The organism is Pseudomonas sp. Z3-6, from assembly GCF_051131985.1.
GTDB lineage: Bacteria > Pseudomonadota > Gammaproteobacteria > Pseudomonadales > Pseudomonadaceae > Aquipseudomonas > Aquipseudomonas zanjanensis.
The window spans coordinates 151,400-177,049 of the sequence record NZ_CP071644.1; the positions used below are offsets into that span (position 1 = coordinate 151,400).

Here is a 25,650-nt window from a genome sequence, read left to right on the forward strand (position 1 = left end):
GCGTCTAACGGCCACTTGTCCTCTGGAGTTTGTGCAATGAATGTTCGTCTGCTGGGTGTGGCCTTGGCGATGGGTTTGTCGGTTCCGATGGCGGCTCAGGCGCAGATGCTCCAGCCGGGTTTGTGGGAATTGACCACTAGCAACATAAAGGTCGATAACCAGAACCTGCCGGACCTGCAACTGATCCTCGGCCAGTTGCAAACCCAGATGACCCCAGAGCAACGGGCGATGCTGGAAAAGCAGGGGATCACCATGGGCGGTAAAGGTATTCGCGTGTGCCTGACCCCGGCGCAGGTGCAGACCAATGATATTCCGCTGCAAGACCCGCAATCGGGTTGCAAGCAGCAGATTACCGAGCGCACCGGCAATCAGTGGAAGTTTCGCTTCAGTTGCCCGAAAGCCCAGGGGAATGGGATCGCTACGTTCCAGAGCGATCGTGAATTCACCACCAAGGTCAACGGTACTTTTAACGCCACCGGCATCCAGCAGAATGGCAGCCTCGACACGCGCGCGGTGTGGCTGGGGCAGGATTGCGGAACGGTCAAGCCGAGGGCTTGAATCGTAAACGTAATCTCTTGGTGAACCTGTGGGAGCAAAGCTTGCTCGCGATGCGGGCAACTTGGTTTATCGCCAAGCGCGTCATCGTTCATCGCGGGCAAGCCTTGTTCCCACAAGTGCTTGGTAAGGGCAGCCTTACCACAAGTGCTTGATCAAGGCCGACTCAGCGCCTCATACAATGTATTGAGGTTGTACTCGAACAGGCCAGTGAACGTACTGGCCGGTCCGCTGGCGGCGAGTGCATCGGAGTACAGCGTGCCACCGATGTGGGCGCCGCTCTCGTCGGCGATCTGCTTGAGCAGGCGCGCGTCCTTGATGTTTTCCATGAACACCGCTTTGACCTTCGCCTGACGAATCTGGGTAATCAACGCCGCAACTTCTGCCGCCGAGGGTTCACGCTCGGTGGACAAACCCTGGGGCGCCATGAACTCGATGCCGTAGGCCTGGCCCAGGTAACCGAATGCATCATGGGACGTCACGATCTTGCGATTACCGGCAGGCAATGCGCCGAGCTTGGCCTTGGCTTCGGCGAGCAGGGCGTAGATCTTCTTCAGGTACGCCTGGCTGTTGCGTTCGTAATCGGCTTTGTTGGCCGGGTCGGCCGCTTCCAGTGCCTTGGTGATGTTGCTGACGTACAGCTCGGCGTTCGCCAGGTTGTGCCACGCGTGCGGATCGGGAATGGTCTCGCCATCCTCCTCCAACGACCGCGGAATAACGCCGCGGCTGGCGCTGATCACCGGGGCGCTGGTTTCGGTGCTGGTCACCAGGCGGTCCAGCCACGGCTCGAAGCCCAAGCCGTTCTTGATGATCAGTTTTGCCTTGAGCAATGCCTTGGCGTCGTCTGGCGTGGGTTCGTAGGTGTGTGCATCGGCGTCCGGCCCGACCATGTTGGTGATTTGAATATGCTCACCGCCGACCTGCCGGGTCATGTCGGCGAGGATGCTGAAACTGGTCACGACCTGAAGTTTTTCGGCGGCGGACAGGGACATGGACAGCATCAGACTGAGTAGCACGAGCAGAACGCGCATCGGGAGACACCTCATTGGGATGTGAGCAAAGGCGGGCGGCGCAGTAAACCGTGCACCGGACCGAACACCACCGACAACAGATACAACACGCCTGCCACCAGAATGATGGACGGCCCGCTGGGCAGTGAGTAATAGAAGGACAGCAACAGGCCAAGCCAGACCGAGAGGCAACCGAGCAGCCCGGCGATGAGCATCAGCAGCGGCAGACGACGGCTCCAGAATCGCGACGCGGCGGCCGGCAGCATCATCAAGCCGACCACCATCAGTGCGCCGATGGCCTGGAAGCCGATCACCAGGTTCAGCACCACCAAGGTCAGGAACACGCCATGGGCCAACGGACCGAGACGACTGACGGTTTGCAGGAACAGCGGGTCCAGGGTATCGAGCAGCAACGGTCGATAGATCAACGCCATCGCCACCAGGCTGGCGCCGGAAACCCACAGCATGCCGTTGAGTGTCGGTCCGTCTACCGCCAAGGCCGAGCCGAACAGCAGGTGAAGCAAGTCCAGGCGTTTGCCCGCCATGCCAAGGATCAGCACACCCGCGGCCAAAGAAATGGGATAAATCGCCGCGAGGCTGGCGTCCTCTCGCAGGCCGGTGCGGCGGGTAATCCAGGCGGCGAGTCCGGCCATGCTCAAGCCCGCGCCCAGGCCGCCAATGGTCAACGCTGGCAGGCTTAGTCCGGCAAACCAGAAGCCCAAGGCAGCGCCAGGCAAAATGCCGTGAGCCACCGCGTCACCAATCAAGCTCATGCGCCGAAGAATCAAGAACACACCCAACGGCGCCGTGCTGCACGCCAACACCAGGCCGCCCAGCAAGGCCCGACGCATAAAGACAAACTCTAGGAAGGGTTGCCAGAAATGCGTGGCCGTGAGCATCAAGCCACCCACGTTTGGGGTTGTTGGGCAATCAAGTCGATACTGCGACCCAGCACGCAGCCAGTGTTTTTGATCAGCAGCGTATGGGGGACATGTTGGCGTACCGCTGCCAAATCATGACACACCACCATGATCGTTCTGCCCGCGGCATGCCATCGATGAATGTGTTTCCACAGCAGCGCCTGGCCTTGTTCGTCGAGGGCGGCGTGGGGTTCGTCGAGCAACAGCAAAGGCGCTTCGGCCAGGCTCAGGCGAGCGAGCAGGGCGCGTTGCAACTCGCCCCCGGACAACGCCATCAAGGGACGATGTTCAAGGCCGCTCAGTGCCCAATCCTTGAGTACGGTTTGCAGCAACTGTCTTCGCATCGCAGGCGTGTGCCGATTGCCCCAGGAACCGGCGGCCACCAGTTCTTGCAAGCTGATGGGAAATTGCCGATCCAGATGTTGCTGCTGTGGCATGAATGAGACGCCGCCACGTCGTGGAACATTTAGAGCGACCTTGCCGGAGAGCGGTTTTTGCAGTCCTGCGAGCACTTTCAGCAAACTGCTTTTGCCTGAGCCGTTGGCACCGATGATGGCGGTGAGGCTGCCTTCCGGTCGCTCCATGGCGAGCGGCGGCGTGAGCGGTTGGCCGGAAATGCCCCAGCGCAGTGCTTGGCAGTTGATCATGATAGGTCTCGGTTCCAACGGCTTTGAGCCACGGCGTCATGGGCATGGAGGCTTTCGGCATGAACGACGCGTACCTCCAGGGCAGTGATCCCGGGGGACCGGGCCAGGGCCGTGCTCAGTCGCCGCGCAGCGTCTTCGCAGAACATCAGGTTTTGGCCGTTGGCCAGGGCGAATGCTTGTTCATCGGCGCGTTTGACGGCGGTCTGCACAGCGGTGCCGAGGGCTGCTTCGGCTTCGTCGATGAACGACTGTAGGGGCAATTCCTCAACATCGGCGTCCAGGCGCAGGGTCAGGGTTGCGGTACTACGCTGGCTATGTGGGGTGGCGACGATCCCATTCGATGAACCCAACCAAGCCAGAATTTCAGCGTGCTCGAGTTTCTTGTTGGCGAAATCGTCGACGAATTGCTGCTGAATTAACTGCCGCGAAAGGGCGGCCGAGCATGGGCAAGTCGAGGAATAGGGAATCTGGATTTTCAGTTCCACGTGGAACATTGTGTTTTTCAAATGAGCTTCAATGCTCACCGGATAGCCTTTCCAGCCCATCAACGGGCTGATTAACGCCGGACGCTTGAGCAGCAGATCGGTGTGCACGCTGAGCGAAGCCGCAACGGACAAACCTTCATGACTGTCGAGGAATTGCTTCAGGATTTGGCGCATTAGCGATGGTGAAAGTGGCCTTTCCTCAAGCAACCCTAGCGCCAGGTATAAACGTGACATGTGGATACCGCGTGCTTCACCGTCATCAAGGCTGACGCCGGCGTCGGCCGTCGCACTTAGACGCTGACCGTCAATCAATACCGGTGTTGCGATGCCACACATGCCCACCCAATCAAGGGGCAGGGTTTGACGTGAAACCTGCGCAGCCACGTCGGGCAACGTTAACGCATTCATGGCTGAGACCCATCGAAGGTTCAAAATTAGATGTTATAGTATAACGGTATAATTAAAGAAGCCTTTTTCCATGAAGGGAGTTTCATCTTCCTAAACGTTCATGTTCCACGTGAAACATCAGCGCGGTGAAGCCTGACAGCCGTTCATACGGCCGCATACAAATGATCCGCCGCTACCGCCCGAGCTTGAAAAGCGATTAAGGGTTGTCCAGCCCACACGCCGGCTGTAGCCAACCCAACTTTCTCCATCCGATGCCAAGCCCGTAAAGAACGTAAGCTGACCGTAACGGCTGTTTGTTTGCGCCCAATAGCGGCGACCGACGGCTTCAAAACCGCGCAAATAAATTGTATTTCCCGCGGTCGCGACGCTGTAGGCATTGCCTTGTTCATCCACGCAGGCCAGCAAATTCGCGCTTCGGGTGCAGTTCGCCAATAGTGGACTTTGGGCCGCCGCGCTCAGCGCCCATAACAACAGCGGACCCGCCAAAACAAACTTCAGATGGTTACGCATGGATTGATCTCGGACAAATGAGAGCCGGCGGGGCTGGTTGAATTGTGTTGTTATACTATAACATTAAGAGAACCAGGCCCTGAACCCAGCCAAACCCTGGAAACGAGCCGTCGTCGAAGCGGCCGTCCGATGAGGATATACCGATGCCCAATCGCCTTCCTGTAACCGTGCTTTCCGGATTTCTCGGTGCCGGTAAAAGCACGCTGCTCAACCACGTCCTGCGTAATCGCGACAATTTGCGGGTCGCCGTAATCGTTAACGATATGAGCGAAATCAACATCGATGGCAGCGAAGTCCAGCGAGATGTCACCCTGAGTCGTTCCGAAGAGAAATTGGTCGAGATGAGCAACGGCTGCATCTGCTGCACGCTGCGTGAGGACTTGCTTGAAGAAGTCGGGCAGCTCGCCAGGGAAGGGCGTTTCGATTACCTGTTGATCGAATCCACGGGGATCTCCGAGCCGTTGCCCGTGGCGGAAACTTTCACGTTTCGTGATGAAGAAGGCCGAAGCCTGGCCGACGTGGCGCGACTCGACACCATGGTCACGGTGGTTGATGGGGTGAACTTCCTGTTGGATTACCAAGCTGCCGAAAGCCTGGCCTCAAGGGGCGAAACCTTGGGAGAAGAAGATGAGCGTTCGATCACCGATTTGCTGATCGAACAGATCGAGTTTGCCGACGTCATTCTGATCAGCAAGATCGACTTGATCAGCCAGCACGAGCGGGAAGAGTTGAGCGCGATTTTGCGGCGCCTCAACGCCCAGGCACAGATCATTCCCATGGTCATGGGAGAGGTGCCCCTGGGCCGAATTCTCGACACGGGGCTTTTTGATTTTGAACGCGCCGCCCAGGCGCCCGGCTGGCTACAGGAACTGCGTGGCGAACATGTGCCAGAAACCGAGGAATATGGCATCGCCTCGACTGCCTACCGTGCCCGCCGGCCGTTCCATCCCCAACGGTTCTTCAGCTTCATCGACCGTCCGTGGCCCAACGGCAAGCTCCTGCGTTCCAAGGGTTTTTTCTGGCTGGCCAGCAAGCCTGAGGAGGCGGGCAGTTGGTCCCAGGCGGGAGGCTTGATGCGGCATGGTTTCGCCGGGCGCTGGTGGCGGTTCGTGCCGAAGAATCAATGGCCGCAGGATGAAGAGAGCACGGTGACAATCATGAAGAACTGGCTGGCCGCCACGGGCGATTGTCGCCAGGAACTGATCTTCATTGGCCAGGACATCGATTTTGCCCAACTTACCGCTGAGCTGGACGATTGCCTGCTCACCGATGCGGAAATGGCCCTCGGCGTTGAAAGCTGGCGGCTGTGGCCCGATCCGTTCGGCCCATGGCATGAAGAGGTCGCAGCGTGATGCTGGCGCCGGCTTTGAAAAAAATGATGCAGGTCCGGCAGGTCCAAGGCGACACGCCAGGCATCTTCACGAAGATCCTGGAGGACGGCACCAACCTGGCAGTCTGGCAGCGGCAGCTTCCTGCACACATCGGCGATTTTGCCGCCATGGTGCTGGCGATGGACCAGCCACTGGCCGAATCCCGTGTGCTCGACTTGCCAGAGGAAGACACCCAGCCGGCGCTGCACGGCCTGGCTGCGGGTTTCAGCGACCTGCAGGGCTATGAAGGCTTTATCGCCGATGTTTCCTGGCTCGTCAGCGCGTTTGCCTGCCTGCTGGGCGCCCAACGTGTCGGTTTGCGTCTACGCACCCTGGATAAGGCCATGTGCCCGCGCTTCCATGTCGACCACGTGCCGGTGCGGTTGCTGACTACCTATGCGGGTGTCGGTAGCCAGTGGCTTAAGGAAGAGGTCATGGACCGCCGGCGCCTGGCACAGCCTGAAGCCGGGCCGGTTGATCCGCGCGTGATCCAGCAGTTTGGTTGCGGTGATGTCGGCTTGCTTAAAGGCGAGAAATGGCACGGTAATGAGGGGTTTGGCCTGATCCATCGCTCGCCGGAGCCCGCGCCGGGAGAGCGTCGCCTGATTCTCACGCTGGACTGGCTGGCTTAAGGCTTTAGCCAAGTTCCCTGGCTTTTCCCCTCACAAAATGGCTGCAGGTAAGCGGCATCGGTCGCCACGCCGTAATAGTGAATATCCTGGCGGTAAGGCATATTGGCGACCTGGGCGTTGCTGCACACGCCGAACGCGCCGCCAGGGCATTGATCGACGTATTGCACCTCGACTTTCTGGCCGGCAAGGTTTGGCTGGCAGAAACCGTCGGCAAACAGCTTCTGCGGGATGTTGCGGTTCTGCTGGCAGACTTTCACATCCAGTCGTTCCGCCTGGCTGTGGACCACACAGGCCTGGGCCAATGCCTGGTTCGACGTCAATGCCAGTAACAACCAGCCGATCATCCGCATGTTCACCTCCATCGAAAGTCGTCGATTATGTTGCAGCACATTCCCACCCATGTCATCGCCGGTCCCTTGGGCGCCGGCAAGACCAGCCTGATCAGACATCTGCTGGCCCAACGCCCGGCCAATGAGCGCTGGGCGGTGCTGATCAATGAGTTTGGCCAGATCGGCCTGGATGCCGCGCTGCTGACCCAGGCTGGCGATGGTATCGCACTGGGCGAAGTGGCCGGCGGCTGCTTGTGCTGCGTCAATGGCGCGCCGTTTCAGATCGGTCTTGGGCGTTTGCTGCGCAAGGCCCAGCCGGATCGGCTGTTCATCGAACCCTCGGGCTTGGGACATCCGGCGCAGTTGATGCGGCAGTTGAGCGAAGCGCCATGGCTCGGCGTGCTGGCGGTGCAACCCTGTGTGCTGGTGTTGGATGCCCGGGCGATGGCGGACGGCAAACCCTTGCCCGACGCGCAGCGACAAACCCTGGCGGATGCCGGACTGCTGGTGCTGAACAACTCCGACACCCTCACCCAAGCCGACCGAGAACGGTTGACGGCGCAACTGCCAGGGCGGGCGTTGTACTGGACGCAACAGGCTGCGCTGCCGATCGATCGATTGCCAGGCCTTGCGGCTCGGGGCAGTGGGGCTGTGGATAACTTGAATCTACCGAAGCGCTTGGGCCAGATACCGGCCATCTGGCCCGACCCGACGATGCCGATCTGTTTGTATCAGCAGCAGGAAGGTGGCTGGAGTATTGGTTGGCGCTGGCACCCCAGCCAGCAATTCGACGCAGCGGCATTGACGCGATGGCTACAAGGCCAAGACTGGAAACGGGCGAAGATGGTTATCCACAGCCTCGACGGTTGGGTTTCAGCCAATGCGTTAGAAGCGGCGGCGCTGGGCTGGCAGGCCAGCGAATGGCGCCAGGATTCCCGGATCGAGCTGATTTTCGATCAGCCGCAAGACGTCGATCACCTGCAAGCCGGTCTGGCGAACTGCCGGTGTGCCTGAATCAACCCTGTTTCAAGGCTTCCACTTGTTGTGTTCCTGGCGCCACTGGCTCAACTCGATGACTTCGGCCCTGGGCCTGGTCTGGACCGGTTCAATAGGGGTTGGTGGTGTTTCTTCGAACGGCATCGGGTAGGGCGCCAGTTCTATGTGTGCGCTGTGGGCACCGAACTGGGTGATGGTGCCCGAATGGCGGCTTTCGCCGGTGACGGTGAACTCGAAGGTGTAGACGCGAGCCAGGCGTCGTCGACCATTGGCGTCCTTTACGAAGCCGATTTTTTTCAGCGCCACGTTGCCGTCCAGCAGCTCGATCTTGAGGTTGGCGCAATGCTGCATGACCCTCGCCAACGCCCGTTCGCGCAAGCCATGGTTGTGCCACAGCCAGGCGCCGCCGCTAGCCAGCAGCATCAGCACGAAAATATTTCCAAGGGTCAGCATGAACGAAGTGCTCCGACAAGTTGCTGTCAGCTTAACTGTCTCGCCGGTCTGTCGTACAGGCTGCGTTTAGTCGCATACTGCGCGGCTTGAATTTCAATCGTTTTACGGAAACTTCCCGCATGAAACGTACGCCTCATCTGCTTGCCATTCAGTCCCACGTGGTGTTCGGGCACGCCGGCAATAGCGCCGCAGTGTTTCCGATGCAGCGGGTCGGTGTGAACGTCTGGCCGCTCAATACCGTGCAATTTTCCAATCACACCCAGTACGGCCAATGGACCGGCGAGGTGCTGGCGCCCGAGCAAATACCTGCATTGGTAGAAGGCATCGCCGCCATCGGTGAGCTGGGGCATTGCGATGCGGTGTTATCCGGTTACCTGGGCAGCGCGGCCCAGGGGCGGGCGATTCTGACGGGCGTGGCGCGGATCAAGGCGGCCAATCCAAAGGCGCTGTACCTGTGTGACCCGGTCATGGGGCATCCAGAGAAGGGCTGTATCGTGGCGCCCGAGGTGAGCAAATTTCTCTTGGAAGAAGCCGCTGCCGTGGCGGATCTCATGTGCCCGAACCAACTGGAACTGGACAGTTTTTCCGGGCGCAAGGCGCAGTCGTTGCTGGACTGCCTGGCGATGGCTCGCGCGCTGCTGGCCCGTGGGCCGAAAGCGGTGCTGGTCAAGCACTTGGCCTACCCCGGCAAACCCGATGACAGCTTCGAAATGCTGTTGGTGACCGCCGAGGGCAGTTGGCACCTGCGCCGTCCACTGTTGGCGTTCCCGCGCCAGCCGGTGGGTGTGGGTGACCTGACCTCGGGGTTGTTCCTGGCACGGATACTGTTGGGGGACAGCCTGGTGGCGGCGTTCGAATTCACCGCCGCTGCGGTGCACGAAGTGCTGTTGGAAACCCAGGCCTGCACAAGCTATGAACTTGAACTGGTCCGTGCCCAGGACCGGATCGCCCATCCACGGGTGCGGTTCGAGGCGGTGCCGATCAGCCTCTGATCAATGCAGGCCATGCGAGCCTGCTCGCGATAGCGGTGTAACAGCGACATTGATAGTGAATGTGATGCCCCTTTCGCGAGCAAGCCCGCTCCCACCTACTCGAGTTGGGTGTCGATGGCCCGCGACAAAGGCACTCGGTTAACTGTGGGAGCGGGCTTGCTCGCGAAAGGGGCGACTCGGTCGAATGGACAGTCGCTCCAGTTAAGGCCCGTCCGCCTTGATCTCCTGGTAGCGCCTCTCCAGTTCCTGGCGAATCTGCCGCCGTTGCTGGGCTTGTTCGTAGCGGCGCTTTTCTTCGCTGTTTTGCGGCTGCAAGGGCGGCACGGCAGCGGGTTTGCGCTGGTCATCCACCGCAACCATGGTGAAGAAGCAACTGTTGGTGTGACGCACCGAGCGTTCGCGAATATTTTCGGTCACGACTTTGATGCCCACTTCCATCGACGTGTTGCCGGTGTAGTTCACCGAGGCCAGGAAGGTCACCAGTTCGCCGACATGAATCGGCTCGCGGAAGATCACCTGGTCAACCGACAGGGTCACCACGTAGCGCCCGGCATAGCGGCTGGCGCAGGCGTAGGCGACTTCATCGAGGTATTTGAGCAAGGTGCCGCCATGGACATTGCCAGAGAAGTTGGCCATATCGGGGGTCATCAACACCGTCATCGACAGCTGGGCGTTTCCGGGTTCCATAACGTACTCACGGTTCAAGGCAGTCATTCGGGAGTGCACCTCTGCGGATGCTGGTGAGTGGCCTGCAAACAGGTCACCCCGTTTTAAAAACCACCGATATCGGGACGCTGCGCCTGTGCTTGCCGTCACGCGCCGATGGATCTGTTTCCATATATTGCACCGTCTTTTTGTCGGAAGTCGCGGTGTTACCCTTCAAAAGCCCCTTGCGAGGGCAATTCCTACAGCGGAAACGGATTTCTCCAGCTCGGCAGTGCGTCATTTGAACAGGGAGCCCCGACATGCATGCCATCAGTTTCATCCAGGATCTGGCGATCATCATGATGGCTGCGGGGCTGGTAACCGTACTCTTTCATCGTTTCAAACAACCGGTGGTACTGGGCTATATCGTGGCCGGCTTCATCATTGGCCCGCACACGCCGCCGTTTGGTTTTATCCACGACGAAGACACGATCAAGACCCTGGCCGAGCTCGGGGTGATCTTCCTGATGTTTTGCCTGGGGCTGGAATTCAGCCTGCGCAAACTGTTCAAGGTCGGCGCCACGGCCTTCATCGCGGCGTTCCTCGAAATCGTGTTGATGATCTGGATCGGCTATGAAATCGGCCGCTGGTTCGAATGGAGCACCATGGACTCGCTGTTTTTGGGCGCGATCCTGGCCATTTCCTCCACCACCATCATCGTCAAGGCCCTCAACGACCTGAAGATGAAGAACGAGCGCTTCGCGCAGTTGATCTTCGGGGTGTTGATCGTCGAGGACATCCTCGGTATCGGCATCATCGCCTTGCTGTCGAGCATTGCCGTCAGCGGCACCGTGAGCTCCGGCGAGGTGTTTTCCACCGTTGGCAAGTTGTCGCTGTTCATGATCGTCGCGTTGGTCATCGGCATTCTGCTGGTGCCGAGGTTGCTGGCCTACGTGGCGAAGTTCGACAGCAACGAAATGCTGCTGATTACCGTACTGGGCCTGTGTTTCGGCTTCTGCCTGCTGGTGGTGAAGCTGGAATACAGCATGGTGCTCGGGGCATTCCTGATCGGTGCAATCATGGCCGAGTCCCGGCAACTGCTGAAGATCGAGCGGTTGGTGGAGCCGGTGCGCGATCTGTTCAGCGCGATCTTCTTTGTCGCCATCGGGCTGATGCTCGATCCGGCGATATTGCTGCAATACGCCTGGCCGATTGCGGTGATCACGGGCGCCGTGGTGCTTGGCAAGATGTTGTCGTGCGGCCTCGGTGCCTTTATCGCCGGCAACGATGGGCGCACCTCGTTGCGCGTTGGGATGGGTCTTTCGCAGATCGGCGAATTCTCCTTCATCATCGCGTCGCTGGGGATGACCTTGCAGGTCACCAGCGATTTCCTCTACCCGGTAGCGGTCGCCGTCTCGGTGCTGACCACACTGCTGACGCCTTACTTGATCCGGGCCGCCGACCCGCTGTCCGTCAAGTTGGCAACGGCCATGCCGCAACGGCTGACGCGAGTGCTGGGGATGTATGGCGAATGGCTGCGTAGCATCCAGCCCCACGGCGAAGGTGCGATGCTGGCGTCGATGATCCGGCGGATTCTCCTGCAGGTAGGCGTCAACCTGGCGTTGGTCATCGCCATTTTTGTCTCGGGGGGATATTTCGCCGAGCGGATGTCGGCTTACCTGCAAGCCTGGATCAGCGATTCGAGCTGGCAAAAAGCATTGATCTGGGGTGGGGCGTTACTGCTGTCGCTGCCGTTCCTGATCGCTGCTTACCGCAAGCTCAAGGCATTGTCGATGTTGCTGGCGGAGATGGGCGTGAAGCCGGAGATGGCTGGCCGCCACACCCAGCGCGTGCGCCGGGTGATCGCCGAAGTGATCCCCATTCTCTCGCTGCTGGTGATTTTCCTGCTGTTGGCAGCCTTGTCGGCCAGCATCCTGCCGACCAACAAGTTGCTCGTACTGATCGCCGTGGTGGCGACTGCCGTGGCGGCACTGCTTTGGCGTTGGTTCATCCGCTTGCATACGCGGATGCAGGTGGCCTTGCTTGAAACCCTGGACAACCACAAGGAGTCGTCCGGGCATTGACCGGCAGCGGGGCTCAGCTTTCCAGCCAGACGTCCCGGGCCCAGTGCCAGACCGATTCCCAGGTTTCCTCGGCGACCAGTTCTTCTTCGGCTTGCCACAACACCACCGTGCCGTCTTCTTCGACGCAGTAATAATCATCGCCGTCCTGGCAGATCGGGATCAGGCTGCGGTCGACACCGGCATCCCAGGCATTGGCGGCCACATCCGGAAGGTAGGTGTGGGACTGTGGATCGGTGACGGTTACCGGTTCCAGGCTGCCGTAGACGACGTCGCTGACGGTTAGCAAAAACTCCCTGAAGACGAACGGGATATCGATGAACAGCTGCTCTTCGATCTCTACCAGCATGTCTTCGTCGGGCAATTCCAGCGGGACCGGTACGGGCTCGTTGGCTTCACGCAATTGTTCGATGATTTCTTCCACGTCCGGGGATCCTCTTTCTCGATGGCGCGGTTTTATATGGAGCGGTTTATACAGTAGCTCGCTATAGATGCAACCGCGAAATAGAAAACCCCGGCCTGAGCCGGGGTTCTTTTATTTCAACATGCAAAAACGGTAAAGGTTCAACCGTTCTGGCGGATACCAGCCACCAGCCAAGGCTGGTCATCGCCCTGGGCACGTTCCATGTTCCAGCTTTCGCTGAACGCTTCGCCCTTGTCGAAGCGAGAATCCTTCGACAGACCGCTGAAGGTCAAGGTGGCGATGGTCTTGTCGGCGCGATCGTCGACACCATCCAGTTGCACCTGCAGGTTGTCGATGTAGGTGGACTGGAAGCCGTCACCCAGTTCGGCCCGTTCGCGCTTGAGGAATTCCAGCAATTGCGGGGTGACGAACTCGGAGATCTTGTCCATCTCGTTCGCGTCCCAATGTTGCTGCAGGGCCATGAAGTGGTTGCGCGCGGCTTCGATGAAGCGTTGTTCATTGAACCAGGCCGGCGCATTGATCACCGGACGAGCGGCCACAGGCGCTGCCGAACCACCGAAGATCGAACCGCTGGCAGGCTGCTGGTTGAACACTTCACGCTGCATCGGCGCGTGGCCAGCTGGAGCGAGTTGCTCCTGCTGCTTGCGACGACGAGCGGCAATGAAGCGGAAGACCAGGAAGGCGATGACCGCCATGATCAGGATGTCGAAGATCTGCATGCCCTGGAAGCCGTCACCCATGAACATGGAGGCGAGCAGGCCACCGGCAGCGATGCCGGCCAGGGGGCCGAGCCAGCGCGACGCGCCGCTGGCCTTGGTGGCAGCGCCCGCGGCACCGGCCGCGCCTGCGGTGGCAGCGGTAGAGCCGGCGGCAGAAGACGGCGCCATCTGGCTGGTCTGGTGAGTCGGGGCTGCTCCCGAACTTTTACCACCGCCAAAGCGCTTGGCGGCATTGGCGTCGATGGCCATCGTCAGGCCGATGCACAACGCCATGGCGATGCTAAGAAAACGTTTCATATAAAGGCATTCCCATTTGTGGATAGCACGCGCGCCATGTTGCACAGCTGAAGTGTTGCTGGCTAGCGGGAGAGTGTTTCGGGCTTTTGCGTGACAGCTTAGGTTCAGCTTCGGCTGTGCAAGAAGGCTTGTTCGCTTTGGGCTGTAGGAAAGGGGAACAAGTTCTATCGGAAACTACAATGTGGGTGGGGGTTTTATACCTGTGGGAGCAAGGCTTGCCCGCGAAGCGGTGGCCCATTCGACAGATGTGTCAGACCGATCGCTATCGCGGGCAAGCCTTGCTCCCACAGGAGGCACAGAGGGTGCTTCCTGTGGGTCTTTAGATCGCTTCGAGCTTGGCATACCCCAGCATCAGCCACTTGCTGCCTTCGCTGAAATTCACCTGCACCCGGGCCTGGGCGCCGGCGCCTTCGAAGTTGAGGATAACGCCGTCGCCGAATACCGAGTGCCGCACGGTCTGGCCGAGGCTGAAGCCGGTTTCCGGGATATCGCTGCCGCCAAACAAGCTGCTGGTGCTTTGTTGCTGGCCGCCGCCGAACGGTCGGCTGACACTGTTGGACAGCCGCACTTCCTGGATCAAGCCCTTCGGCACTTCACGTACGAAGCGCGACACTTTGTTGTAGGTCTCGCTGCCATACAAGCGTCGGGTTTCGGCGTAGGTCATGACCAGGTTCTGCATGGCGCGGGTGATACCGACATAGGCCAGGCGTCGTTCCTCTTCCAGGCGTCCCGGCTCTTCCAGGCTCATCTTGTGAGGGAACAGGCCTTCTTCCATGCCCACGAGAAACACGTAAGGGAATTCCAGGCCCTTGGCGCTGTGCAGGGTCATCAGCTGGACGCTGTCTTCATGTTCGTCGGCCTGGGTGTCGCCGGCCTCCAGCGAGGCGTGACCGAGGAAGGCCGACAGGGGCGACAGGTCTGCGTCTTCTTCGGTGTTCTCGAAGTTGCGCGCGGCGCTGACCAGTTCCTCGAGGTTTTCCACCCGGGCCTGGCCTTTCTCGCCTTTTTCCGCTTCGTGGTAGGCGATCAGGCCGGACTGCTCGATGACGGTCTGGGTCATCAAGTGCAGGGGCATTTCCCCACACTTGGCGGCCAGGTCTTCGATCAGGTCCATGAAGGCCTTCAGGGCACCGGCGGCGCGACCGGTCACGCCTTTGTTGGTGACCAGCTGGCGCATGGCTTCCCACATGGACACATGGCTGTGGCGCGCGTGATCGCGAATCGCCTCGACGGTTTTCTCGCCAATGCCCCGCGTAGGCACGTTGATGACCCGCTCCAGGGCCGCGTCGTTGCCCCGACCTTCGATCAGGCGCAGATAGGCCATGGCGTTCTTGATTTCCGCACGTTCGAAGAAGCGCTGGCCACCATAGATGCGGTAAGGGATCCGTTCGCGCAGCAAGGCCTCTTCCAGCACTCGCGACTGGGCGTTGGAACGGTACAGGATGGCAATGTCGCTACGGGCCAGGCCGGTTTTCAGCGCGCTCTCGATGGTTTCCACCACGTAGCGGGCCTCATCGTGTTCGTTGAAGGCGGCATAGAGGTTGATCGCTTCGCCTTCGCCGCCATCAGTCCACAGTTCCTTGCCCAGGCGCCCGGTGTTGTTGGCGATCAGGGCGTTGGCGGCTTTGAGGATGCCGGCGGTGGAGCGGTAGTTCTGTTCCAGGCGGATGACTTCGGCGTCGGGAAAGTCCGCCGAGTACTGGTGAATGTTCTCGATCTTGGCGCCGCGCCAGCCGTAGATCGACTGATCGTCGTCACCCACCACCATCAGGCTGTCGCCGCCCTTGGCGAGCAGGCGCAACCAGGCGTATTGCACGGCGTTGGTGTCTTGGAACTCGTCCACCAGTACATGCCGGAAGCGCTTTTGGTAGTGAGCCAGCAGGCCCGGGTGGTCGCGCCACAGGTCCAGGGCCCGCAGCAGCAGCTCGGAAAAGTCGATCACCCCGGCACGCTGGCACGCCGCCTCGTAGGCTTCGTAGATGCTGCGCATGGTTGCCAGGAACAGGTCGCCGCTGGCCTGGATATGCTGCGGGCGCAGGCCTTCGTCTTTCTGGCCGTTGATGAACCATTGGGCCTGGCGGGCCGGCCAGCGTTGTTCGTCCAGGCCCAGCTCGCGGATCACCCGCTTGACCAGGCGTTGCTGGTCGTCGCTGTCCAGGATCTGGAAGGTCTGGCTCAGCCCGGCCTCCTGCCAATGCGCCCGCAACAAGCGGTGCGCCAGGCCGTGGAAGGTGCCGACCCACATGCCGGCGGGGTTGATGCCCATCAGTTGTTCGATGCGATGGCGCATCTCCGCCGCGGCCTTGTTGGTGAATGTCACCGACAGGATCGAATGGGGCGAGGCGTTCTCGACCTGGATCAACCAGGCGATACGGTGCACCAGCACTCGGGTTTTACCGGAGCCGGCACCGGCCAGGACCAACTGACGACCCACGGAGGCGGCTACGGCCTGACGTTGGGCATCGTTGAGGGAGTTCAGCAGAAGGGAGAGATCATCGCGCATCGGAGCATTCTAGGGTGCGGCGTCACCCCGGGCAAACCGAGCTTTGCATCGGCCGATAAAAGACCGTTTGGTGATGACCGGCGAGTCACGGGCTACAGGCATTGGCAGGACTCGCTCGGGAGGGGCGCCATCCAATGAAATAGCGACTTTTTTCAATGTTTTTATGAGCTGGGGCAGTGTGGGATGGCCCATGGCTTGTGTATGCTCGGCGCTTGTTTCGGGTTCTCCACGCTCCTCTCTATAAGAACAAGAACAGTGCCAATGACCCTCAATTCCGATCCGGCGGGCCCCTGTATGGAACCGCGGGTCATCTGCAAGCAGTACGCCACGGAGATGGCGGTCGAGCGCACACGTCTGCTGTATCAGGGCTCACTGCTTCCTACATTGTTCATGCTGCTCAACGGTCTGGTCTGCGCCGCACTGTTATGGGAGCCGCGGCGCTATTTCCTGGTCAGCGTCTGGCTCGTCTGGTTGTTGTCACTGGTGGCGTTGCGGGTGATCCAGGTGGCGGCTTTCGATTCGGCAATGCCAAGCCGCCAGGCCCACCCGATCTGGTTGCGTATGTTTTTGCTGGGCTCGGCGATGACCGGCCTCACGCTGGCTGGTGCTGGCATCGCGTTGGTCCCGGCCGACAGCTTCCAGCAGCAGGCCTGGGTGTTCGGCCTGATTGGCGCGGCCGCGTTGTCGGCCAGCGTGGCCTATGCCGTGAGTCTTCCGGCGTTCCTGTCCTTTGCCTTGCCCTGCCTGTTGCCGGCCATCGGCTATCTCTTCTGGGGTGGCGATGAGCAGCAGCGGGGGTGGGGCTGGCTCGGGCTGATTGTGTTGGTTTCCTTGAGCGTGGTGGCTTGGCAAGTCAATCGCCTGATTCAGAATGGCATGTTGCGCCGTTTCCAGAACCAGGCGTTGATCGAGCATCTGCAGCAAACCCAAACCCGCGGTGCGATGCTCAACGAGGCGCTGGGCCGGGAGGTTGAGCAACGGCGCTCGGCCGAGGAAAAATTGCGGGCGGCCCAGGTGGGCCTGGAGGCGCGGGTCGCGCAGCGCAGCCTTGAGTTGGAGGCCGCCAGCCAGGCCCTGAGCAAAAGCGAGGCGCGCCTGGCCCTGGCCCTCAAGGCCAGTGAGCTGGGGTTGTGGGATTGGAACCTGCAGACTGACGAAGTCCATCACACCCAGCTCAAGGAGTTGTTCGGCCTGGAGCCCGAATACGTCACGGCGATGCTCAGCCATCTCACTCCGCGCCTGCACCCCCAAGACCTGCCGGCGCTCAAGCGGGCCCTGGTCGAACACCTCAAGGGTCGCAGCGAGGATTACCAGATCGAATACCGGGTGCGGCACGGCGATGGCCATTGGGTCTGGATTGAAGACCGTGGCCGGGCCGTGGAGCGCAGCGCCAGCGGACGGGTGCTGCGCATGGTCGGGACTCGGCGCGACATCAGCGCGAGCAAGGAACTCGAGCAGCAACGGCAGCTGGCGGCCACGGTGTTCGAGGCCGCCAGCGAAGGGATTGTGATTTTCGACCCCAACTATGTGCTGCTCGCGGCCAATCAAGCGTTCACGCGAGTCACCGGTTTCAATATCGATGACATGCTTGGGCGCAACGTCGTCAACCTGCCGTGCAGTCGCGACGCGCGCCGGCACTACCCCATCATTCGTCAAGCGCTCAAACAGCATGGCACCTGGCAGGGTGAGCTGGTGGAGGCGCGGGCCAACGGCGAGTTGTACCCGCAATGGCTGCAACTGAACGTCGTGCGCAATGCTCGGGGAAATATCAGCCATATCGTGGGCTTTTTCGCCGATCTTTCGGCGCGCCGCGAATCCGAAGAGCGCATGCGCTACCTGACCCATTACGACGAGCTGACCGGGCTGGCGAATCGCTCCCTGTTCCGCGAGCGCCTGAACGAAGCTCATCAGCGGGTGCGCCAGGGTGGACGGCGTAGCCTGGCGTTGCTGCATATCAACCTGGACCGTTTCAAACTGCTCAACGATAGCCTCGGCCATGACATCGCCGACCAGTTGTTGCAGAAAATGGCGCGGCGCTTGATCAATGCACTGCCCGAGGCCGACACCATTGCCCGGTTATCCGGCGATGAGTTTGCGGTGTTGTTCGATGCCTACGGCAGCCTTTCCAGCCTGGCGCGGGTGGCGACCCGGCTGGCCGCCAAGCTGCGCGTGCCGCTGACCATCGAAGGTCATGAATTGGTGCTCAGTGCCTCCATCGGCATCAGCTTGTTGCCAGACAACACGCGAGAAATTGCCACGCTGGTCAGCCAGGCGAACATGGCCATGCAGCACGCCAAGCACCTGGGGGGCAACAACTTCCAGTTCTACACCGAGAGTCTCCAGGCCAGCACGCTGGAGCGCCTGCAACTGGAAAATCAACTGCGCAAGGCCTTGGAAGAGCAACAACTGAAGGTCTTTTATCAGCCCAAATTGTGCCTGGCCACCGGTCGCCTGAACGCCGCCGAGGCGCTGGTGCGTTGGGATCATCCGGCCATGGGCCGAGTCCCGCCGGGGGATTTCATCGGCTTGGCTGAAGAGACCGGGCTGATCGGACCGATTGGCGAGTTCGTGTTGCGCCAAGCCTGTTGGCAGGCGTGCGAATGGCAGCGCCAAGGACTTGAGCCGATCAGGGTGTCGGTCAACCTGTCGGTGCATCAGTTGCGCCAGGGCAAGCTGGTCAGCCTGGTGCGACAAGTGCTGGAGGAAACCGGCCTGGCGCCCCAGTACCTGGAGCTGGAGTTGACCGAGAGCCAGTTGCTCGACAGCGTTGAACACATCATCGCCACGTTCCAGCAATTGCGCGACCTTGGGGTCAAGCTGGCGATCGATGATTTTGGCACCGGCTACTCATCCCTGAGCTACCTCAAGCGTATCCCGGTGGACTACGTGAAGATCGACCAGGCGTTCATCCGCGGGCTGGGCGAGGGCAGCGTGGACACCGCCATTACCCGGGCAATCATTGCAATGGCCCATGGCTTGTCGCTCAAGGTAGTGGCTGAAGGCGTTGAGCGCCAGGAGCAGCTTGAGTTCCTCAGGAACGAAGGTTGCGATGAGGTTCAAGGGTATCTGATCAGCCGGCCGGTGGAAGCCGAGGGGTTGGCCAAGTTGTTGCGGATGGAACACTTGGCTGAGTGAACCTGATCGCCGATTGAAACTTCCCGTCCGACGACGAATGCGTCGGGCGGGAAGTTGTTTGTGGCCGAATGCTTAGTGGGTGATTAGAATTTCATCAATGTGGTGCAGCAACTTTCCTTCGAAAAAAATACTGACACTGGTGACGTTGGATTTACCCAGCTCTTTGTATTCGACAACCTTGTCTGTGAGCACTTGTAGCGAAACCCCGTCGGAATTTTGAAGTATCAACTCCAATCGTAGATCAAAAGATTTGTCCTGTTTGGCGCTCCGGACCAGCGTCGGGATAACGCCGGAATTTGCTACGGTTACGGTGCCAAAGGTGCGGAAAGATGCAGCTCCTGGCATACGATCGATTTGTGCTGTCCAATCTTTAGTTGTGATTTTCATAGTGGTAATTCCTTTAGTTAAAGTTGATTGCTTCCTGCGGGAGCCAATATAACGGCTTTGACTTGATGGTGTTAGCTAAGTGGCAGTTGGTATTGTAAGGAGAAATGAACTTTCAATGGCCTACTTGGTTTTGGCTTGAGAGCTACTGCCTAGGGTTGTAGGGATTATATATTGTTGGGAACTGCAAGTTGTTGAGTGTTTGGCTCATTGGAAATAGACGCTATTGCCCACGTTGGAAGCTCTGGCCGGGTCGGGAAGTCAGGCGATCGACAGCGCAGAGGCTTTGCGCTACGGCCCAGACTGCTACATCGGGCAATCCTCGGCCAAAACAAAGGGGCAGCGAGGTAATCCAGTTACGTTTTGGACGGGCAAAGCGCCAATTCTTGTAGTATAACTACAAGCTTGCTACATCCCGGCATCTGCCCATAACAAGAGTCCAGCCCCTTGAACCTGTTGCAACACATCGCCCAGTCACGCCACTTGCTGCGCAAGTCGGAGCTGAAAGTCGCCGATCACGTACTGCTTGATCCCGCGGCCGTGATGCATAGCTCCATGGCCGATCTTGCCCACAGCGTCGGCATCAGCGAACCGACCATCGTGCGTTTCTGCCGGGCCATCGGTTGCTCGGGCTTCCAGGACCTGAAACTCAAGCTGGCGCAAAGCCTGGCCGCCGGCGCGAGCTTCGGTCAGTTTGCGATCCATGAAGATGATTCAGTGGCGGACTACAGCCTGAAAATCTTCGACACGACCCTGCATACCCTCATGGAAGTTCGCGAGAAGCTCGACCCGGTGGCGTTGCAAAAAGCCGTCACGGCCATGTCCCAGGCCCAGCGTGTCGAGTTTTATGGCTTCGGCGCCTCGGGCGCGGTGGCCGCCGATGCCCAGCACAAGTTCTTCCGGTTGCTGCTGACGGCAGCGGCCTATTCCGACCCGCACATGCAGGCCATGTCGGCAGTGACCTTGAAACCCACCGATGTGGCGATCTGCATTTCCCAGTCGGGGCGTTCCAAGGACCTGCTGATCACCGCGAACCTGGTGCGCGAAAGCGGTGCCTCGTTGATCACCTTGTGTCCGAGCCAGACGCCGCTGGCAGAGCTTTCCACGGTGAACCTGGCCATCGACGTGCATGAGGACACTGAGATCTACACGCCGCTAACCTCGCGCATCGCCCATCTGGTGGTGATCGACGTACTGGCGATGGGCGTCGCCATGGCTCGTGGCCCGAGCTTGGTCAACCACCTCAAGAGCGTGAAGCGCAGCCTTCGCAGCCTGAGGCTGTCGCCCAAGTCGGTGAAGGCGCTGGACGACTGAATCCCAAGCCCTGAGGTCGAGGGGCTTTTGTGGCGAGGGAGCTTGCTCCCGCTGGGCTGCGAAGCAGCCCCCAACGATTTTCCCAGATACACCGCATTGGCTGGTTTGCGACTGCTGCGCAGCCGAGCGGGAGCAAGCTCCCTCGCCACAGGGGATCATTTCCCCTGAATTCATCGTTCTGTAACGCACGCGCCGCCAAACCGTCATCCCTCATCGTCATCGTAAAGCTCCCGTATACGTCTTGGGAGTCTCGACATGACCCAGTCCTACGAAGAACGCAGCGCCGTCAAAACCCGTCGTCAGCAGGAAGACCAACGCCGCATGGCGTTCCGTCGTGCAATCGAAGACCGCTATGAACAGCGTCAGCTTCTGGCCGAGATCAGCGAACTTCCTGACGCGGTAGAGTTCAATTACTGGCAGGCAACGCCGGCGGCTTCCCGTCGAAACGCTCAACCAGGCCGATGATCTGAGCGCGCTCGCCGCGAACGAAGGCCAGGAAGGCATGGGCCACCGGTGACAGGCGCTTGGCCCTGGCCTGCACCAGGCACCAACTGCGGTACAGCGGCAATTCCTCCACCGGCAACTCGATGAGCGCGCCGGACGACAATTCCCGGCTCACGGCGTGGCGTGTCAACAGCGCCACGCCCAGCCCGGCTACTACGCATTCGCGCTGGGCCTCCGCCGACGCCACTTCCAGCGTCTGGGTGAAGTGCACTCGTTTCTCCTTGAAATATTCCTCACAGGCCAGTCGCGTGCCGGACCCCGGCTCGCGCAACAGCAGCGTGTAGGGCTCCAGGTCCTGCAAGCGCAGCGGACCCAGGTGGCACAGCGGATGGTCGGGCGGCGCCACGGCGACGATCGGATTGTTGAGAAAGGGCAGGAATTCCAGGCCCATGTCCTGGGGCACCATGGACATGATCACCAGGTCGTCACGGTTGTCCGAGAGCCGGCGGATGACCTGGCCGCGATTGACCACCGTGAGGTTGAGGTTGACCTCCGGATGCTGGCGCTTGAATGCGGCGAATAGATGCGGGACGAAGTACTTGGCGCTGGACTCCACCGCCAGCTTCAGTTGGCCTTGCAGCGAACCCTGCATGTCCGAGAGCTGCATATCGAGGTTTTCCAGGCGCCCGAAGATGTCGCGGCTGGCACGTTGCAGGGCTTCGGCGGCTTCGGTCATGTAGAGTTTTTTGCCGACGTATTCGAATAACGGCTGGCCAATCAGCTCTTCCAGAGATCGAATCTGTAGGCTAACGGCCGGTTGTGTGAGAGACATTTCGTCGGCTGCACGGCTGTAGGACCTCAGGTCGCACACCTCGTTAAAAATCTGCAATTGGCGCAATGTCATACGCATCAACGACTTACGCATCTTTTAAGTACTCTGGTGTGGGGCGGACAGCTCAACTATAAGTCTTTGCTTATGCATGACCCAATAATTATTCATTTTTGTTAATCCACAGCCAGGACTAGTGTGGAGCTGCGACCAATTGTTACATCTGGTCACGCGTCGGCCTGGATCCCAGGCCGTGGTATCACCGGCTCAAGGGAACCTCCAATTGATAACAAAGATCCTGATCGCCAACCGTGGTGAGATTGCCGTCCGCATCGTGCGCGCTTGCGCCGAGATGGGCATTCGCTCGGTCGCGGTCTACTCCGACGCGGACCGTCATGCGTTGCATGTCAAGCGTGCGGACGAGGCCCACAGCATCGGCGCTGATCCGCTGGCCGGCTACCTCAACCCGCGCAAACTGGTGAACCTGGCGGTGGAAACCGGCTGTGATGCCTTGCACCCCGGCTACGGTTTCCTTTCGGAAAATGCCGAGCTGGCGGACATCTGCGCTGAACGCGGCATCAAATTCATTGGCCCGTCGGCGGAAGTCATTCGCCGCATGGGCGACAAGACCGAAGCGCGTCGCAGCATGATCAAGGCCGGTGTGCCGGTCACGCCGGGTACCGAAGGCAACGTGGCGGGCATCGAAGAGGCCCTGACCGAAGGTGATCGGATCGGTTACCCGGTGATGCTCAAGGCCACCTCTGGTGGCGGCGGTCGCGGTATCCGTCGTTGCAACAGCCGTGAAGAACTCGAACAGGCCTTCCCGCGGGTGATTTCCGAAGCCACCAAGGCGTTCGGTTCGGCGGAAGTGTTCCTGGAAAAATGCATCGTCAATCCCAAGCACATCGAAGCGCAGATCCTGGGCGACAGTTTCGGCAACGTGGTGCACCTGTTCGAACGCGATTGCTCGATCCAGCGCCGTAACCAGAAGCTGATCGAAATCGCCCCGAGCCCGCAACTGACCCCCGAGCAGCGCGCCTACATCGGTGACCTGTCGGTGCGCGCCGCCAAGGCCGTGGGCTACGAGAACGCCGGCACCGTGGAGTTTTTGCTCGCCGAAGGCGAGGTGTACTTCATGGAGATGAACACCCGGGTGCAGGTGGAACACACCATCACCGAAGAAATCACCGGTATCGACATTGTTCGCGAACAGATCCGCATCGCCTCCGGGCTGCCGCTGTCGGTCAAGCAGGAAGACATCCAGCACCGGGGTTTTGCGTTGCAGTTCCGCATCAACGCCGAGGACCCGAAAAACAACTTCCTGCCCAGCTTCGGCAAGATCACCCGCTACTACGCCCCGGGCGGCCCGGGTGTGCGCACCGACACGGCGATCTACACCGGCTACACCATTCCGCCGTTCTACGATTCGATGTGCCTGAAACTGGTGGTCTGGGCGTTGACCTGGGAAGAAGCGATGGACCGTGGCCTGCGAGCCCTGGATGACATGCGCCTGCAGGGGGTCAAGACCACCGCCGCGTATTACCAGGAAATCCTGCGCAATCCGGAATTCCGCAGCGGCCAGTTCAACACCAGCTTCGTTGAAAGCCATCCTGAACTGACCAACTACTCGATCAAGCGCAAACCCGAAGAGCTGGCCTTGGCCATCGCCGCCGCCATTGCCGCCCACGCAGGCCTGTAAGGAATCATGACAATGTCCAAGAAGATCCACGTTACCGACACAATCCTGCGCGACGCTCACCAATCGCTGCTCGCCACCCGCATGCGCACCGAAGACATGCTGCCGATCTGCGACAAGCTCGACAAGGTCGGCTATTGGTCGCTGGAAGTCTGGGGCGGCGCCACATTCGATGCCTGCGTGCGCTTCCTGAAAGAAGACCCGTGGGAACGCCTGCGTCAACTGCGTGCCGCGTTGCCCAACACTCGCCTGCAAATGCTCCTGCGCGGCCAGAACCTGCTGGGTTACCGCCATTACAGCGATGACGTGGTCAAGGCGTTCGTGGCCAAGGCCGCGGTCAACGGCATCGATGTGTTCCGTATTTTCGATGCGATGAACGACGTGCGTAACCTGCGGGTCGCCATCGAAGCGGTGAAAGCTGCCGGCAAGCACGCCCAAGGCACCATCGCCTACACCACCAGCCCAGTGCACACCATCGACGCGTTCGTGGCCCAGGCCAAGCAGATGGAAGCCATGGGGTGCGACTCCGTGGCAATCAAGGACATGGCCGGCCTGCTGACCCCGTATGCCACTGGCGAGCTGGTGAAAGCGCTGAAGACCGAGCAATCGTTGCCGGTGTTCATCCACTCCCACGACACCGCCGGCCTGGCTGCGATGTGCCAGCTCAAGGCCATCGAAAACGGTGCCGATCACATTGACACCGCGATCTCCAGCTTCGCCTGGGGCACCAGCCATCCGGGCACCGAGTCGATGGTTGCGGCCCTTAAAGGCAGTGAATTCGACACCGGGCTGGACCTGGAGCTGTTGCAGGAAATCGGCCTGTATTTCTACGCCGTGCGCAAGAAGTACCACCAGTTCGAAAGCGAGTTCACCGCGGTGGACACTCGCGTCCAGGTCAACCAGGTGCCGGGGGGGATGATTTCCAACCTCGCCAACCAGCTGAAAGAGCAGGGCGCGCTGAACCGGATGAACGAAGTGCTGGCGGAAATCCCGCGGGTACGCGAAGACCTCGGCTTCCCGCCGCTGGTGACCCCGACCTCGCAGATCGTCGGCACCCAGGCGTTCTTCAACGTGTTGGCCGGTGAGCGCTACAAGACCATCACCAACGAAGTGAAGCTTTATCTGCAGGGCGGCTACGGCAAGGCGCCGGGCTCGGTGAGTGAGAAGCTGCGTCGCCAGGCCATCGGCAGCGAAGAAGTGATCGACGTGCGCCCGGCCGATTTGCTCAAGCCGGAAATGACCAAGCTGCGCGGCGAAATCGGTGCACTGGCCAAGTCCGAAGAGGACGTGCTGACCTATGCCATGTTCCCGGACATCGGTCGCAAGTTCCTCGAGGAACGCGAAGCCGGCACCCTGACCCCGGAAGTGCTGCTGCCCATTCCTGAGGCAGGCAGCGTGAGCTCCGCGGGCGGTGAAGGTGTGCCGACCGAGTTCGTCATCGACGTGCACGGCGAAACCTATCGCGTCGACATCACCGGTGTGGGCGTCAAGGCCGAAGGCAAGCGTCACTTCTACTTGTCCATCGATGGCATGCCCGAAGAGGTCGTGTTCGAACCGCTCAATGAATTCGTCGGCGGCGGCAGCAGCAAGCGCAAGCAAGCCACTGCGCCAGGCCATGTCAGCACCACCATGCCGGGCAACATCGTTGATGTCCTGGTCAAGGAGGGCGACGTGGTGAAGGCCGGCCAAGCGGTGCTGATCACCGAAGCCATGAAGATGGAAACCGAAGTCCAGGCGGCCATCGCCGGCAAGGTCACCGCCATTCATGTGGCCAAGGGCGACCGGGTCAACCCGGGCGAGATCCTGATCGAAATCGAAGGCTGATCCAAACGGCCTCGATGCATTGTTTTACCTCGGGGGAGCAGGTGCTCC

The 25,650-nt window shown here is 60.2% G+C and carries 24 protein-coding genes; 11 read left to right on the plus strand and 13 right to left on the minus strand.

What is annotated here, in order from left to right; translation table 11 throughout:
- Nucleotides 1-36: 36 nt before the first annotated feature.
- Nucleotides 37-558 carry a DUF3617 domain-containing protein gene (locus J3P88_RS00685; protein WP_434573450.1) on the plus strand — a complete coding sequence of 174 codons (522 nt, stop codon included), beginning with the start codon at nucleotides 37-39 and terminating at the stop codon, nucleotides 556-558.
- A 152-nt stretch (nucleotides 559-710) separates the two neighbouring features.
- Here the strand turns inward: J3P88_RS00685 and J3P88_RS00690 are convergent, their stop codons facing one another.
- The 5 genes from J3P88_RS00690 to J3P88_RS00710 all read right to left on the minus strand — a co-directional run bounded on the left by J3P88_RS00690 (nucleotide 711) and on the right by J3P88_RS00710 (nucleotide 4,535).
- The gene (locus J3P88_RS00690; RefSeq protein WP_434573452.1) at nucleotides 711-1,586 is read right to left on the minus strand and encodes a metal ABC transporter substrate-binding protein; all 876 of its coding nucleotides are present in this window, start codon (nucleotides 1,584-1,586) and stop codon (nucleotides 711-713) included.
- Nucleotides 1,587-1,597: 11 nt separating this feature from the next.
- Nucleotides 1,598-2,464 carry a metal ABC transporter permease gene (locus J3P88_RS00695; protein ID WP_434573454.1) on the minus strand — a complete coding sequence of 289 codons (867 nt, stop codon included), beginning with the start codon at nucleotides 2,462-2,464 and terminating at the stop codon, nucleotides 1,598-1,600.
- Nucleotides 2,464-3,132 carry a metal ABC transporter ATP-binding protein gene (locus J3P88_RS00700; protein ID WP_434573456.1) on the minus strand — a complete coding sequence of 223 codons (669 nt, stop codon included), beginning with the start codon at nucleotides 3,130-3,132 and terminating at the stop codon, nucleotides 2,464-2,466. Before J3P88_RS00700 ends, J3P88_RS00695 begins: the two co-directional genes overlap by 1 nt.
- Nucleotides 3,129-4,025, minus strand: coding sequence for a GTP cyclohydrolase FolE2 (gene folE2 / locus J3P88_RS00705; protein ID WP_434573458.1), 897 nt, complete (start codon nucleotides 4,023-4,025; stop codon nucleotides 3,129-3,131). The genes J3P88_RS00700 and folE2 overlap by 4 nt, the downstream gene beginning before the upstream one ends.
- Nucleotides 4,026-4,142: 117 nt before the next feature.
- Nucleotides 4,143-4,535, minus strand: a complete 393-nt coding sequence (locus tag J3P88_RS00710) for a glutamine synthetase (RefSeq protein ID WP_434573460.1) — start codon at nucleotides 4,533-4,535, stop codon at nucleotides 4,143-4,145.
- A gap of 143 nt (nucleotides 4,536-4,678) precedes the next feature.
- On the opposite strand from J3P88_RS00710, the gene zigA reads away from it, so the two are divergent.
- Nucleotides 4,679-5,887, plus strand: a complete 1,209-nt coding sequence (gene zigA / locus J3P88_RS00715) for a zinc metallochaperone GTPase ZigA (RefSeq protein ID WP_434573462.1) — start codon at nucleotides 4,679-4,681, stop codon at nucleotides 5,885-5,887.
- Complete coding sequence (locus J3P88_RS00720) at nucleotides 5,887-6,537, plus strand: DUF1826 domain-containing protein (RefSeq protein WP_186706507.1); 651 nt, start codon at nucleotides 5,887-5,889, stop codon at nucleotides 6,535-6,537. The genes zigA and J3P88_RS00720 overlap by 1 nt, the downstream gene beginning before the upstream one ends.
- Here J3P88_RS00720 and J3P88_RS00725 read toward each other — a convergent pair.
- A complete protein-coding gene (locus J3P88_RS00725; RefSeq protein WP_186706508.1) occupies nucleotides 6,534-6,887 on the minus strand; it encodes an NADH:ubiquinone oxidoreductase in 354 nt (117 codons plus the stop codon). The two genes, J3P88_RS00720 and J3P88_RS00725, sit on opposite strands and share 4 nt — an antisense overlap.
- 27 nt (nucleotides 6,888-6,914) lie before the next feature.
- Between J3P88_RS00725 and J3P88_RS00730 the strand changes: the two genes are divergently transcribed.
- Nucleotides 6,915-7,880 (plus strand): CobW family GTP-binding protein, encoded by a 966-nt coding sequence (locus tag J3P88_RS00730; protein WP_434573465.1) that lies wholly within the window; start codon nucleotides 6,915-6,917, stop codon nucleotides 7,878-7,880.
- Nucleotides 7,881-7,892: 12 nt separating this feature from the next.
- On the opposite strand, the gene J3P88_RS00735 is transcribed toward J3P88_RS00730, so the two are convergent.
- Nucleotides 7,893-8,315, minus strand: coding sequence for a DUF3301 domain-containing protein (locus J3P88_RS00735; RefSeq protein ID WP_250965395.1), 423 nt, complete (start codon nucleotides 8,313-8,315; stop codon nucleotides 7,893-7,895).
- A 119-nt stretch (nucleotides 8,316-8,434) separates the two neighbouring features.
- Here J3P88_RS00735 and pdxY point away from each other — a divergent pair, with 119 nt between their 5' ends.
- Entirely contained in the window at nucleotides 8,435-9,307 is an 873-nt protein-coding gene (gene pdxY / locus J3P88_RS00740; RefSeq protein WP_250965394.1) for a pyridoxal kinase PdxY, read from the plus strand.
- A 201-nt stretch (nucleotides 9,308-9,508) separates the two neighbouring features.
- On the opposite strand, the gene J3P88_RS00745 is transcribed toward pdxY, so the two are convergent.
- Complete coding sequence (locus J3P88_RS00745; protein WP_047226692.1) at nucleotides 9,509-9,994, minus strand: acyl-CoA thioesterase; 486 nt, start codon at nucleotides 9,992-9,994, stop codon at nucleotides 9,509-9,511.
- 278 nt (nucleotides 9,995-10,272) lie between these two features.
- On the opposite strand from J3P88_RS00745, the gene J3P88_RS00750 reads away from it, so the two are divergent.
- Nucleotides 10,273-12,036 (plus strand): cation:proton antiporter, encoded by a 1,764-nt coding sequence (locus J3P88_RS00750; RefSeq protein ID WP_434573467.1) that lies wholly within the window; start codon nucleotides 10,273-10,275, stop codon nucleotides 12,034-12,036.
- Nucleotides 12,037-12,049: 13 nt separating this feature from the next.
- Here J3P88_RS00750 and J3P88_RS00755 read toward each other — a convergent pair whose 3' ends face one another.
- From J3P88_RS00755 to uvrD, 3 genes are all read right to left on the minus strand, one after another.
- Entirely contained in the window at nucleotides 12,050-12,457 is a 408-nt protein-coding gene (locus J3P88_RS00755; RefSeq protein WP_186728408.1) for an SMI1/KNR4 family protein, read from the minus strand.
- Nucleotides 12,458-12,597: 140 nt separating this feature from the next.
- Nucleotides 12,598-13,473: a Tim44 domain-containing protein gene (locus tag J3P88_RS00760; protein ID WP_186728407.1), complete on the minus strand. Its 876-nt coding sequence runs from the start codon at nucleotides 13,471-13,473 to the stop codon at nucleotides 12,598-12,600.
- A 319-nt stretch (nucleotides 13,474-13,792) separates the two neighbouring features.
- A complete protein-coding gene (gene uvrD, locus J3P88_RS00765) occupies nucleotides 13,793-15,976 on the minus strand; it encodes a DNA helicase II (RefSeq protein ID WP_186710753.1) in 2,184 nt (727 codons plus the stop codon).
- Nucleotides 15,977-16,237: 261 nt separating this feature from the next.
- Here uvrD and J3P88_RS00770 point away from each other — a divergent pair, with 261 nt between their 5' ends.
- Nucleotides 16,238-19,111, plus strand: coding sequence for a putative bifunctional diguanylate cyclase/phosphodiesterase (locus tag J3P88_RS00770; protein ID WP_434573470.1), 2,874 nt, complete (start codon nucleotides 16,238-16,240; stop codon nucleotides 19,109-19,111).
- 72 nt (nucleotides 19,112-19,183) lie between these two features.
- On the opposite strand, the gene J3P88_RS00775 is transcribed toward J3P88_RS00770, so the two are convergent.
- Nucleotides 19,184-19,498 carry a hypothetical protein gene (locus tag J3P88_RS00775; protein ID WP_434573472.1) on the minus strand — a complete coding sequence of 105 codons (315 nt, stop codon included), beginning with the start codon at nucleotides 19,496-19,498 and terminating at the stop codon, nucleotides 19,184-19,186.
- A 444-nt stretch (nucleotides 19,499-19,942) separates the two neighbouring features.
- Here J3P88_RS00775 and hexR point away from each other — a divergent pair, with 444 nt between their 5' ends.
- Both hexR and J3P88_RS00785 read left to right on the plus strand, forming a co-directional pair.
- Nucleotides 19,943-20,809 (plus strand): transcriptional regulator HexR, encoded by an 867-nt coding sequence (gene hexR / locus J3P88_RS00780; RefSeq protein ID WP_003187110.1) that lies wholly within the window; start codon nucleotides 19,943-19,945, stop codon nucleotides 20,807-20,809.
- 255 nt (nucleotides 20,810-21,064) lie between these two features.
- The gene (locus tag J3P88_RS00785) at nucleotides 21,065-21,274 is read left to right on the plus strand and encodes a PA3496 family putative envelope integrity protein (protein WP_434573474.1); all 210 of its coding nucleotides are present in this window, start codon (nucleotides 21,065-21,067) and stop codon (nucleotides 21,272-21,274) included.
- Here the strand turns inward: J3P88_RS00785 and J3P88_RS00790 are convergent.
- The gene (locus tag J3P88_RS00790) at nucleotides 21,216-22,178 is read right to left on the minus strand and encodes a LysR family transcriptional regulator (protein WP_053126704.1); all 963 of its coding nucleotides are present in this window, start codon (nucleotides 22,176-22,178) and stop codon (nucleotides 21,216-21,218) included. The two genes, J3P88_RS00785 and J3P88_RS00790, sit on opposite strands and share 59 nt — an antisense overlap.
- A gap of 187 nt (nucleotides 22,179-22,365) precedes the next feature.
- Between J3P88_RS00790 and J3P88_RS00795 the strand changes: the two genes are divergently transcribed.
- Nucleotides 22,366-23,781 carry an acetyl-CoA carboxylase biotin carboxylase subunit gene (locus tag J3P88_RS00795; protein WP_003187105.1) on the plus strand — a complete coding sequence of 472 codons (1,416 nt, stop codon included), beginning with the start codon at nucleotides 22,366-22,368 and terminating at the stop codon, nucleotides 23,779-23,781.
- A 12-nt stretch (nucleotides 23,782-23,793) separates the two neighbouring features.
- A complete protein-coding gene (gene oadA, locus J3P88_RS00800; protein ID WP_434573477.1) occupies nucleotides 23,794-25,602 on the plus strand; it encodes a sodium-extruding oxaloacetate decarboxylase subunit alpha in 1,809 nt (602 codons plus the stop codon).
- The last annotated feature ends 48 nt before the right edge of the window (nucleotides 25,603-25,650 follow it).